Raw genomic sequence first — 12,043 nt, 5'->3', positions numbered from 1 at the left:
ACGCCGGATCGAATCAACCCGCCGGTGTCGACACCGGCCGATGAAAACCACAATTTGGGAGAGATCGACAATGAAGCTTCGTCCTCTGCATGACCGCGTCGTCATCCGTCGCAGCGAAGAAGAATCGAAAACCGCTGGCGGTATCGTCCTGCCGGGTTCGGCCGCTGAAAAACCAAACCGCGGCGAAGTCGTTGCCGTCGGCACCGGTCGTATCCTGGACAACGGCGAAGTACGCGCGCTGGCCGTGAAAGTGGGTGACAAAGTGGTTTTCGGCCCTTACTCGGGCAGCAACACCGTGAAAGTCGATGGCGAAGACCTGCTGGTCATGGCCGAGAACGAAATCCTGGCCGTTATCGAAGCCTGATTTCTCCCCGACTTCCCGTTATTCCAAAGAATTCCAAGGATTAAACGATCATGGCTGCTAAAGACGTAAAATTCGGCGATTCCGCCCGTAAGAAAATGCTGGTTGGTGTCAACGTTCTGGCTGACGCGGTAAAAGCGACCCTGGGCCCGAAAGGCCGTAACGTGGTCCTGGCCAAGAGCTTCGGCGCGCCGACCATCACCAAGGACGGCGTTTCCGTCGCCAAAGAGATCGAGCTCAAGGACGCTTTCGAGAACATGGGCGCCCAGCTGGTCAAGGAAGTCGCTTCCAAGGCCAACGACGCTGCCGGTGACGGCACCACCACCGCTACCGTCCTGGCCCAGGCCATCGTCAACGAAGGCCTGAAAGCCGTCGCTGCCGGCATGAACCCGATGGACCTCAAGCGCGGTATCGACAAGGCCACTGCTGCCGTTGTTGCCGAACTGAAAAACCTGTCCAAGCCATGCGCCGACTCCAAGGCCATCGCCCAGGTCGGCACCATCTCCGCCAACTCCGACAACTCCATCGGTGAAATCATCGCCGAAGCCATGGAAAAAGTCGGTAAAGAAGGCGTGATCACCGTTGAAGAAGGCTCGGGCCTGGAAAACGAACTGTCCGTCGTAGAAGGCATGCAGTTTGACCGTGGCTACCTGTCGCCGTACTTCGTCAACAAGCCGGACACCATGGTTGCGGAGCTTGAAGGCGCGCTGCTGCTGCTGGTCGACAAGAAGATCTCCAACATCCGTGAGCTGCTGCCAGTACTGGAAGCCGTTGCCAAGGCCGGCCGTCCGCTGCTGATCGTTGCCGAGGACGTCGAAGGCGAGGCCCTGGCCACCCTGGTGGTCAACAACATGCGCGGCATCGTCAAGGTTGCCGCGGTCAAGGCCCCGGGCTTCGGCGACCGCCGCAAGGCCATGCTGCAGGACATCGCCGTCCTGACCGGCGCTACCGTGATCTCCGAAGAGATCGGCCTGTCCCTGGAAACCGCCACCCTGGAGCACCTGGGTAACGCCAAGCGCGTGATCCTGTCCAAGGAAAACACCACCATCATCGACGGTGCTGGCCAAGAGTCCGACATCCAGGCTCGCGTCACCCAGATCCGCGCCCAGGTTGCCGACACCACTTCGGACTACGACCGTGAGAAGCTGCAAGAGCGTCTGGCCAAGCTGGCTGGCGGTGTTGCCGTGATCAAGGTCGGTGCCGGCACCGAAGTCGAGATGAAAGAGAAGAAAGCCCGCGTCGAAGACGCCCTGCACGCTACCCGTGCAGCCGTCGAAGAAGGCGTGGTGCCTGGCGGTGGCGTTGCCCTGGTGCGCGCCCTGGAAGCCATCAAGGACCTCAAAGGCGACAACGAAGAGCAGAACGTCGGTATCGCCCTGCTGCGCCGTGCTGTTGAAGCGCCACTGCGCCAGATCACTGCCAACGCCGGCGACGAGCCAAGCGTTGTCGCTGACAAGGTCAAGCAAGGTTCGGGCAACTTCGGTTACAACGCCGCCACCGGCGAGTACGGCGACATGATCGAAATGGGCATCCTGGACCCGGCCAAGGTTACCCGTTCGGCGCTGCAAGCTGCCGCTTCGATCGGTGGCCTGATGATCACCACCGAAGCTATGATCGCTGACGCTCCCGTAGAAGCCTCTGCTGGTGGCGGCATGCCAGACATGGGCGGTATGGGTGGCATGGGTGGCATGGGCGGCATGATGTAAGCCAGCCTTACCCCCTGCACCAAGGAAAGCCCCGGCTCGCGAGAGCCGGGGCTTTTCGTTTTTCTGTGCCGGCCTCTTCGCGGGTGAACCCGCTCCCACAGATACGGCGCGATCCCTGTGGGAGCGGGTTTACCCGCGAATCAGGCGACGTTGCGCTCGATGGCTGGTGCTTCCATCAGGCCGCGTCTGTACAGCACCAGGTAATACGACCCCAGCCCGATCAACCAGCAGAACACCGCCGTCCACACGTTGTGCGACAGGAAATGCGCGCCCTGCATCATCCGTCCGACTGACAGCACCGAGCCGGCCACGAAGGCTACCGCCAGCGCCACCCGCGCCAGGCGCGGACGCCGGTCGCGCAGCATGAAGAACAGGCCGAACAGGCAGAACCCGGTCGCGGCGTGTCCACCCGGCCAGCACAGTCCGGGCTTGTCGGTGGCCGGGCGTGGCTCCAGCAGCTTGCTGTAGGTCTCCTTGCCGCCGAACTGGGTCAGGCTCCACGGGCATTGCACCTGGGTCACCTTCTTCAGCGGCGTGACGAAGGCGGTCGACAGCCCCAGCGCCAACACCAGGCAACCCAGCTCGCGGCGCCAGCCCAGCAGCCGCTGCCAGACGAAACTCAGGGCGAAGCCGACCACGGCCAGCAGCCCGAAGACGATCACGCCCTGCTTGACCCGGTCATGCAGGATGGTCTCCAGCAGGTAGCTGTGGCGACCGATGAACTGACTGGCAACCGGGTCGTAGAACAGGTTGGCCACGTCCATATCCAGCGATGTCCATTCAAGCAGGACCAAGGCCACGGCGGTGACGAAAGGAATGCCCAGGTACAGCCACGGGTTGATCGGGCGAGGGCGCACGGATGCCTGCATGGTGACTCCAGAAGATGGAAAAGACCGTGCATTGTCGGGTGCCCGCTATCCTGTGTGCGTGAATGATCGGTGAAAAAACTGTCAAGTTCGGTGATTTCTAGCCAGGGCATGGCACCATGCAGGCATTGGCCGTAAGCTGCGCCTGCCGCGTCCGGCGAAGCGCCGCACAGGAGACCTCGATGCGCATTCTTTTGGTTGAAGACAACCGCGATATTCTGGCCAACCTGGCCGACTACCTCGGCATGAAGGGCTACACCGTCGACTGTGCCCAGGATGGCCTGTCCGGCCTGCATCTGGCCGCGACCGAACACTACGACCTGATCGTGCTCGACATCATGTTGCCCGGCATCGATGGCTACACGCTGTGCAAGCGCCTGCGCGAGGATGCTCGTCGTGACACGCCGGTGATCATGCTCACCGCCCGCGACCAGCTGGACGACCGTCTGCAAGGCTTCCGCTCGGGTGCGGACGACTACCTGCTCAAGCCGTTCGCGCTGTCCGAGCTGGCGGCGCGCATCGAGGCGGTGCTGCGTCGCGCCCAGGGCGGTGGCCGGCGTACCCTGCAGGTCGCCGACCTGAGCTATGACCTCGATACCCTGGAGGTGACCCGTCAGGGGCGCCTGCTCAAGCTCAACCCGGTCGGCCTCAAGTTGCTGGCTGTGCTGATGCAGAAGAGCCCCCATGTGTTGCGTCGCGAAGTGCTCGAGGAAGCGCTGTGGGGCGACGACTGCCCGGACAGCGACAGCCTGCGCAGTCACGTCCACCAGTTGCGCCAGGTGATCGACAAACCGTTCGACAAGCCCCTGCTGCATACCGTCCATGGCGTCGGCTATCGCCTCGCCGAGGGCCGCGATGGAGTTTAAGCAGAGCCTTGCCCAGCGCATCATCATCGCTTTCGCGCTGATGAGCGCGCTGGTGGCCGGGGCCTTTGCCTTTGGCATTGTCGCCACGGTGCACCTGGTCGAGGAACGCTTGATCTCCTCGGTGCTTGGTGGCGACCTGCAACGCCTGTTGCGCATGGACAGCGTCAGCGACTGGAGCCACCGGCCACGCCCCGACCAGCTGTTCTATTTCAGCGGCGGGCGCGATGACTTCGAATTGCCCAAGGACCTGCGTCACCTGGAGGCGGGTTTCCACGAGGTGTTTCGCGACCAGCTCTCGTACCATGCCATGGTCGAGATCGTCGACGGTCGGCGCTATGTGCTGTTGCAGGACCAGAGCGATTTCGAGGAGCGTGAACGGGTACTGTTCGCTGTGGTGGTGGTCGGCTTCGTGCTCAGCCTGGCCCTGGCGGTGATCCTCGGCTGGTTGCTGGCACGAAGGGTGATGGCGCCGGTGATCCGCCTGGCGCGCCAGGTGCGTCACCGTGACCAGTTGCTGGGGCTGGCGCCACCGTTGGCGCCGGACTACGCGGCGGACGAGGTCGGCCAGCTGGCCGTTGCCTTCGACGATACCCTGGGGCGCCTGCGCGATGCCCTGACCCGCGAGCGGCTGTTCACCAGTGACGTCAGCCATGAGCTGCGCACACCGTTGATGGTCCTGGCGACCTCGTGCGAGCTGTTGATGGAAAACCCCGGCCTCGATGGGCGGGCGCGCAGCCAGGTCGAACGTATTGCCCGGGCAACCGAGGAAATGCGCGAACTGGTGAAGACCTTCCTGATGCTGGCCCGTGCCCAGCGCGATGAAGGTGCCGTCGCTTCACGGGCAAGCTTGCGCGAGGTGGGCGACGATCTGATCGGCGTATGGCGCGACACCATCGAGCAGAAGGGGCTGGCGCTTTACTACGATGGTCGGGTCAGTGCCAGCCCGGTGCTGTACAACGCCACGTTCCTGCAGTCGGTGATGGGTAACCTGCTGCGCAATGCGGCGCACTACACCGACAGCGGTTACATTCGCCTTAGCCTGGAGGCCAATGGCTTCAGTGTCGAGGACAGTGGCGTGGGGATTCCGGAGGAGCAGCGCGAGGCGATGTTCCGGCCGTTCGTGCGTGGCGACGAGCGCCGTGGCGAGGGCCTGGGCCTGGGCTTGTCGCTGGTGCAACGCATCTGTGACGACCAGGGCTGGCGCGTAACCCTGACCGCGACGCTTCCCCATGGCTGCCGCTTCCAGGTCGACCTGAGCCAAGGCACGAAAGTGGTGCAGGATGGTGAAGGCCGGGATGGGCTATTGGATCCTGATTAACGTCCAGTAACACCTGCATTGGTCGCTGACAGATTTTTCACACGGACATGACCTGATTCCAACGCTTGCCTGCCTAAGGTGAGCGCACTGGAGTCAGGAGATGTCCAATGCGTAGCCCCATCAAACTCGAATTCTCGGACAAGTACGACCGCAACCACGCCCGGGAATACTTCCTCAAGCATCAGGATGGCCTGGCTCGACGCCTTTCCCACCAGCGTGACGAGCAACTGGCCCGCCGCGCCCTGGCGCTGGCCGGTGAGCCTGGCCTGGTGCTCGACCTGCCCTGCGGTGCCGGGCGGTTCTGGCCGCTGCTGGCCGAAAAGGCCAACCGCGTGATCATCGGTGCCGACAATTCGGCGGCGATGATCGAGACAGCCTGTGCGTCACAACCGCCAGAGGTGGTTGCACGGGTACGCCCCTTGCAGACTTCCGCGTTCGCCATCGACCTGCCGGACAACGCGGTCGACAGCATCTTTTGCATGCGCCTGTTCCACCATATCGGTGATCCGGCCCATCGGAAGACAATTCTTTCTGAGTTTCAACGAGTTAGCCGCGACAGCGTGATCCTTTCACTGTGGGTGGATGGCAATTTCAAGGCCTGGCGCCGCCGCAAGCTCGAAGCCAGGCGCAGTGCCCGGGCCGCGCAGGACAGCTACCAGAACCGCTTCGTGTTACCGGCGGCTACAGTTGAAGAAGAATTTGTGTCAGCGGGATTCAGAATCCAGGAACGACTCGACTTTCTGCCGTTCTATGCCATGTGGCGAGTGTACGTATTGCGCAAGGGGTAATGAGTGATGGCGGTAGCCCAGAATCAGTCCAGGCAGTTCGACTACTACTGGCAGCAGCAGGGGGAGTGGGTCGAGGAGCCCAACCAGCGGCGTGGTGGCGAGAGTGGCGTGCAGCGCCTGAGCGACGGTGATGGGCATCTGCTGTATGCCAAACGCCAGGTCGGGCACATCTACCGCAGCCTGCTGCATCCGTTCGGGCGCCCCACGGTGTTGCGCGAACTCGATGCGCTGAACAGTTTCGAGCAACTGGGTGTGCGGGTACCGCGGATTGTCTATGCCGGGGCCGAGCGGGACGCGGATCATCAGTGGCGGGCCTTGCTGGTCAGCGAGGCGCTCGATGGTTTCGTCGACCTCGATGCCTGGCATGCCGCCGGGGCCCGCGAGCATTACCCGCAGGCGGTGCACGAGCGCATGCTCAAGGATCTGGCCGACAACCTGGCGCGCATGCACCTGGGGCATTGGCAGCATGGCTGCCTGTACGGCAAGCATGTGTTCGTCAAGGTGCTGGGCGAGGGTGAACAGGCGCGGGTGGAAGTGGCGTTGCTGGACCTGGAGAAGTGCCGGCGGCGGATCAGTTGCCAGCGGGCGGCCTATAACGACCTGCGGCAGTTGCGCCGCCACTCGTCGTTCAACGAGGCGGAATGGCAGACCTTGCTCTATTTTTACCAAATGGCGTTTGGCAGCGCGGTCAAAGGTTTAGAGCAATGAAACTAGAAATCGCTCGAGCTTTGTTCCTGGTCGCGGCGTTGGCGGTGACCACGGCGGCGGCGGCGGCCTGGGAACAGCCGCGGCCTACGGTGTTCAGCAAGGCTGAGGTCGGTGGGGTGTGTCCGTTGCCACGGGTGGCCAAGGTGGAGCAGGGGCGGGCTGAGCCGGATCATGATCTTCTGTTGTTCTTGTTTGGGATGAGGCAGGGGTTGCGGCCGTTTGGTTGACGTGGGTTTTGTGTTTTTGCGCCAGGGGTTTATTTATGAATCTCTGGCGTTTGTTTATTTGGGTTTTATAGTTGGTTGGTTGGTTGGTTGGTTGGTTGGTTGGTGTTTGTTTTTGAAGTTGTATGCGCATTCATTTGCGATGTCGACGCTTATTCACCTTTCCGCCCTTACGGCGGGTTACTTTGGTCTTGGCCAAAGTAACCAAAGCCGCTGCGCTCCATTCATCCGGCCCTACGCTTCGCTCCGGGTTCCCTCACTCCGGCCTTGCTCCCGGGAGGACCGCGCTGCAGGGCCCATCCTGGGCCCCAGCGCTTGACGGGCATCCATGCCCGTCACCTCCCTCCGCAAGACCTGCGTTCGGCCTCCTGAAGTCGCGAAGTTACGAGCGGCGCCTGGACTGGCGCAGCTGTCGCTAGTTGAAAGCTTAATTAATCTCTCGATCGCATCGCGGGGCAAGCCCGCTCCCACGCAGATGATTCAGCTTGGTGCGGGAATAACGTGGGAGCGGGCTTGCCCCGCGATAGGCTGGAACAGCCAATATATAACTAACTGTCAAACAGTCATCTTCAGACTTCCTGCTCTTGCTTCTAAGCGCGCGATAGCTCAGGCAACACCAATTGCGACTTCAGGAGGCCGAGCGGAGTTCTTGCGGAGGGAGGTGACGGGCATGGATGCCCGTCAAGCGCTGCGCCCCAGGATGGGGCGTTCAGCGCGGTCCTCCTGGGAGCAAGAACGGAGCGAGGGGACCCCGGAGCGCAGCGTAGGGGCCGGATGAACGGAGCGGAACGGTTTTGCCTACTTTTCCCTAGAGAAAAGTAGGTCGCCGTAAAGGCGAAAAGGTGACTAAGTGTCGACATATTCTACGAATGCGCATAAAAAAACCAAAACAATCACCCGCGAACACCAACGATACCCCGCCCTCCCTTATGCGCCAAAACACTATAAATACAAGGCAAAACAAACAACGTAAACAACGTCCCAACCGACATCCCGGTAGCAATCACCATCCCGATATCAAACCGGCTGACCGCCCCGGCCCCAGAGGCCAAAATCAAGGGCACCATGCCAAACACCATGGCCGCCGTGGTCATCAGCACCGGCCGCAAGCGAATCGCGGCAGCTTCCTCAATCGCCTCCCGTACCCCAAGCCCCCGCTCATCCCGTAGCTGATTGGCAAACTCGACAATGAGAATCCCATGCTTGGTGATCAGCCCGATCAGGGTCACCAAACCCACCTGGGTATAGATGTTCATGCTCGAAACCCCCAGGAACAACGGCAACAACGCCCCGCAGATCGACAACGGCACCGTCACCAGAATCACCAGCGGATCCCGAAAACTCTCGAACTGCGCCGCCAGCACCAGAAAGATGATCGCCAGCGCCAGGCCGAAGGTCACCCACAACGCGCTGCCTTCCTGGACGAACTGCCGCGCCGTCCCGGCATAGTCCAGCGAGAACCCCTCGGGCGCCTCCTCGCGGGCGATGGCGCGCACGGTCTCCAGCGCCTCGCCCATGCTCACCAGCGGCACGCCCTGGATGATCGCCGAGTTCAACTGCTGGAACTGGTTGAGCTGGCGCGGCCGGGCGCGGTCGCTGAGGGTGATCAGGGTCGCGAGCGGCAGCAATTGCCCCTGCTCGTTCTTCACGTAGTAGTTGTTCAGCCAGTCAGGGTTGGCCCGGTACGGGCGCTCGACCTGGGCGATGACCTTGTAGCTGCGGCCCTCCAGGGTGAAGCGGTTGATCTCGGCCTCGCCCAGCAAGGTCGCCAGGGTGCTGCCCAGGGTGTCCATCGACACACCCATCTGCGCCGCCTTGGCACGGTCGATGTCGATCACCACCTCGGGCTTGTCGAAGGCCAGGTCGATGTCGAGGAAGGCGAACTTGCCCGACGCCTGGGCGCGTTCCTTGACCCGCTGGGCCACCTCCAGCAGGGCCGGGTAGTCACCGGCGGTGTTGATCACCAGCTGGAACGGCAGACCCTCGCCGGTGCCGGGCAGCGACGGCAGGTTGAAGCCGAAGATCTGCAGCCCGCCGATCTGCTCGAGCTCGGCCTGCACCAGCGGCAACAGCTGCATCTGCGTGCGCTCGCGCTCGTTCCAGGGCTTGAGCAGGAAGCCACCGATCCCGCTCTGCACACCGTTGAAACCGTTGATCTGGAACGACGAATAGTACTCGGGGAAGCGCTTGAAGATCGGCGTGAACTGGTCAGTGTAGGCGTTGAGGTAGTCCAGGTTGGCGGTCTGCGGCGAGCTGCTCATCATGAAGATCACCCCCTGGTCCTCCTCCGGCGCCAGTTCGTTGCGGGTGAACATCAGCAATACCGGGATCAGGCACAGGATCAGCACGGCGAATACCAGCACCACCGGGCGGCTGTTCAGGGTGCCGTGCAGCAGGCGCTGGTAGCGTACCTTGAGCGCGTCGAAGATCAGGTCCAGGCGGTGCGCCAGGCCACTGGGGTTCTGCTCGTGACGCAGCAGCAGGGCGCACATCATCGGCGACAGGGTGAGGGCGACGATGCCGGAAATGACCACCGCCCCGGCCAGGGTCAGGGCGAACTCCTTGAACAAGGCACCGGTCAGCCCGGTGAGAAAGCCGATGGGTGCGTACACCGCGGCCAGGGTGATGGTCATAGACACCACCGGCAGGGCGATTTCGCGGGCACCTTCCAGGGCCGCGTCGAAGGGCGTCTTGCCCTCCTCGATATGACGGTGAATGTTTTCCACCACCACGATCGCGTCGTCCACCACCAGGCCGATGGCCAGCACCATGGCCAGCAGCGTCAGCAGGTTCAGGGAGTAGCCCATCATCTGCATGAAGAACAGCACGCCGATCATCGACAGCGGGATGGTCACCACCGGGATCACCACCGAGCGCAGGGCGCCGAGGAACAGGAACACCACGACGATGACGATCAGCACCGCTTCGCCGAGGGTCTTGATCACCTCGTCGATGGAGGCCTGGATGAACAGGGTGGCGTCATAGGCGATGGATACCTTGAGGCTCGAAGGCAGCTCCTCTTCCAGTTGCGGCATGATCCGCCGCACCTCCTTGATCACCTCCAGCGGGTTGGCCGCCGGCGTGGCCTTGATGCCGATGTACACCGATGGCGTGCCGTCGAACGAACTGACTGTGTCGTAGTTTTCCGCGCCCATTTCCACCCGTGCCACGTCGCCCAGCAGCACCCGGCTGTTGCCGCTGGTCTTGACCGGCAGGGCGGCGAAGGCCTCGGCGGATTTCAGCTCGGTGGTGGCGTTGATGCTGGTGACCACGTACTCGCCCTTCACCTCGCCGGCGGCGGAGAGGAAGTTGTAGCGGCGTACGGCGTTGGTCACGTCCACCGCCGACAGGCCGAAGCCGGCCAGCTTCACCGGGTCGATCCAGATGCGCATGGCGAACACCTGGTTGCCGAGGATCTCGGCCTCGGCCATGCCTGGCAAGGTGGCCAGCTTGGGCTGGATGACCCTGGACAGGTAGTCGGTGATCTGCGGGTTGCTCATCTCGTTGCTGTAGAAGCTGATGTACATCAGCGCCGAGGCATCGGCGGCTTCCTTGCTCAGTACCGGGTCCTCGGAGTCCTGGGGCAGCTTGTTGCGCACCTCGTTGGCCTTGGCCAGCAACTGGGTGAACAGGCGGTCGGTGTCGGCGCCGATCCGCGCATAGACCGAAATGATCGAGAAGTTCTGTCGGCTCACCGAGGTCATGTAGTCGATGCCGTCGGCGCTGGCCAGGCTCTGCTGCAAGGGCTGGGTGATGTAACCCTGGATGGTCTCGGCATTGGCCCCGGGGTAGGCGGTGGTCACGGTGATCAGGGCGTTTTCCATCTGCGGGTACTGGCGGATCTGCAGCTTGCTCCAGGCCTGCAGGCCGAGCAGCAGGATCAGCAGGCTGACCACGCAAGCCAACACCGGGCGGCGGATGAACGGGTCGGTGAACGCCATGGCCGCCTCCCGTTCACTTCGCGCCGGGCGCGGCGGGCTTGAGGGCGCTGTCGGCGCTGATGCGGATCGCCGCGCCGGGCGTCAGCTTGAGCTGGCCGGCGGTGACCACCTGATCGCCGGCCTGCAGCCCCTTGAGCACCACGACCCAGCCCTCGCGACGCTCGCCGGTCTGTACGGTGAGCTGCTCGGCGATCAATTGCGGCTGGCCGTTGGCGTCGCGCTGGGGCTGGCCGTCCTCGCCCTTTTTCTCGCTGACCCGGTACACCGAGTTTCCGTAGAGGGTGTAGGTGATGGCGTTCTCCGGCACCACCACCAGCGGCTGCGGGTCGGGCAACAGCACTTGCAGGCTGGCGAACATGCCCGGCAGCAGCTTGCCCTCGGGGTTGGCCAGGGTGGCACGGACCAGCAGGTTGCGGGTGCTTTCCTCGACCTTGGGGTTGATCGCGCTGAGGCTGGCGGGGAAGGTCTGGTCGGGGTAGGCGGCCACCTGTGCCAGCACCCGCTGGCCGAGGCTCAGGTGCGGCAGCGCCTGCTCGGGCACATTGAAGTCGACATAGAGGCTGGACAGGTCCTGCAGGGTGGCGATCACCGTGCCGCTGGCCAGGTAGGCGCCGACATCCACCTGGCGGATGCCGATGGTGCCGCTGAACGGGGCGCTGATGCTCTTTTTCGCCAGCGAGGCCTTGAGCTGTTCGACCACCGCCTGGTTGCGCCGGTACTGGGTGGTCAGGCGGTCGAACTCGCCGCGGGAGATGGCCGAATCACCGACCAGCTGGCTGCCCCGGCCAAAGTCGACCTTGGCCAGCCCCAGGTCGGCCTGGGCGGTGCCGAGCAGGGCGGTTTCCTGGTCGCTGTCCAGTTGCAGCAACAACTGGCCGGCCTTCACCTGTTGCCCGGACTCGAAGTGCAGCGACTTCACCGTGCCGGCGACTTCCAGGCTCAGCTCCACGCCTTGATAGGCCTTGAGGCTGCCGACCGCCGGCAGGCGCTCCTGCCACTGGCGCAGCTCGGCCTGGGCCGCGGCCACGCTCACCGGCGGCCGGGGCTGCGAGAACATCTGCACCTGCTGGTAGATGGAAAAGGCCTTGATGCCCCCCAGGATCAACACGATCAGCAGGACGACGGCCAACATGATCAGCATGCGGCGGCGCAACATGGTCCGGTTCCCTGGATGTGGGTTATCGATTTGTCGGGCACGACCACGGGCGATCCGGCCCACGTGCGGTGGGGGAAAGTATTGTCGGTTTTTGCGAAAAGAGGAGGGA

10 protein-coding genes are annotated in these 12,043 nt (G+C 63.1%); 7 read left to right on the top strand and 3 right to left on the bottom strand.

Annotated features, from left to right (window positions below; translation table 11 throughout):
* Positions 1–70 precede the first annotated feature (70 nt).
* Together NMG10_RS12980 and groL are read left to right on the top strand one after the other, a co-directional pair.
* Positions 71–364 carry a co-chaperone GroES gene (locus tag NMG10_RS12980; RefSeq protein WP_028689692.1) on the top strand — a complete coding sequence of 98 codons (294 nt, stop codon included), beginning with the start codon at positions 71–73 and terminating at the stop codon, positions 362–364.
* A 50-nt stretch (positions 365–414) separates the two neighbouring features.
* Positions 415–2,067, top strand: coding sequence for a chaperonin GroEL (groL, locus tag NMG10_RS12975; protein WP_203647890.1), 1,653 nt, complete (start codon positions 415–417; stop codon positions 2,065–2,067).
* A gap of 140 nt (positions 2,068–2,207) precedes the next feature.
* Here the strand turns inward: groL and NMG10_RS12970 are convergent, their stop codons facing one another.
* Positions 2,208–2,936 carry a phosphatase PAP2 family protein gene (locus NMG10_RS12970; protein ID WP_254464488.1) on the bottom strand — a complete coding sequence of 243 codons (729 nt, stop codon included), beginning with the start codon at positions 2,934–2,936 and terminating at the stop codon, positions 2,208–2,210.
* Between the two features lie 179 nt (positions 2,937–3,115).
* Between NMG10_RS12970 and colR the strand changes: the two genes are divergently transcribed.
* From colR to NMG10_RS12945, 5 genes are all read left to right on the top strand, one after another.
* Positions 3,116–3,799 carry a two-component system response regulator ColR gene (gene colR / locus NMG10_RS12965; protein WP_028689695.1) on the top strand — a complete coding sequence of 228 codons (684 nt, stop codon included), beginning with the start codon at positions 3,116–3,118 and terminating at the stop codon, positions 3,797–3,799.
* Positions 3,789–5,117 (top strand): HAMP domain-containing sensor histidine kinase, encoded by a 1,329-nt coding sequence (locus NMG10_RS12960; RefSeq protein WP_254464487.1) that lies wholly within the window; start codon positions 3,789–3,791, stop codon positions 5,115–5,117. Before colR ends, NMG10_RS12960 begins: the two co-directional genes overlap by 11 nt.
* A 107-nt stretch (positions 5,118–5,224) precedes the next feature.
* Positions 5,225–5,905 carry a class I SAM-dependent methyltransferase gene (locus NMG10_RS12955; RefSeq protein ID WP_050703871.1) on the top strand — a complete coding sequence of 227 codons (681 nt, stop codon included), beginning with the start codon at positions 5,225–5,227 and terminating at the stop codon, positions 5,903–5,905.
* A gap of 6 nt (positions 5,906–5,911) precedes the next feature.
* Entirely contained in the window at positions 5,912–6,613 is a 702-nt protein-coding gene (locus tag NMG10_RS12950) for a lipopolysaccharide kinase InaA family protein (RefSeq protein ID WP_203647888.1), read from the top strand.
* Positions 6,610–6,840 carry a hypothetical protein gene (locus NMG10_RS12945; protein WP_028689699.1) on the top strand — a complete coding sequence of 77 codons (231 nt, stop codon included), beginning with the start codon at positions 6,610–6,612 and terminating at the stop codon, positions 6,838–6,840. The genes NMG10_RS12950 and NMG10_RS12945 overlap by 4 nt, the downstream gene beginning before the upstream one ends.
* A gap of 890 nt (positions 6,841–7,730) precedes the next feature.
* Here the strand turns inward: NMG10_RS12945 and NMG10_RS12940 are convergent.
* The gene (locus tag NMG10_RS12940) at positions 7,731–10,778 is read right to left on the bottom strand and encodes a multidrug efflux RND transporter permease subunit (protein ID WP_254464486.1); all 3,048 of its coding nucleotides are present in this window, start codon (positions 10,776–10,778) and stop codon (positions 7,731–7,733) included.
* A gap of 13 nt (positions 10,779–10,791) precedes the next feature.
* Complete coding sequence (locus NMG10_RS12935; protein ID WP_254464485.1) at positions 10,792–11,934, bottom strand: efflux RND transporter periplasmic adaptor subunit; 1,143 nt, start codon at positions 11,932–11,934, stop codon at positions 10,792–10,794.
* Positions 11,935–12,043: the final 109 nt, after the last annotated feature.

Origin of the sequence: Pseudomonas sp. DVZ6 (assembly GCF_024259445.1) — a bacterium.
Lineage (GTDB): Bacteria > Pseudomonadota > Gammaproteobacteria > Pseudomonadales > Pseudomonadaceae > Aquipseudomonas > Aquipseudomonas peradeniyensis.
Note: the sequence above shows the minus strand (reverse complement) of the source record. Positions and strands in the feature narration are given on the sequence as shown.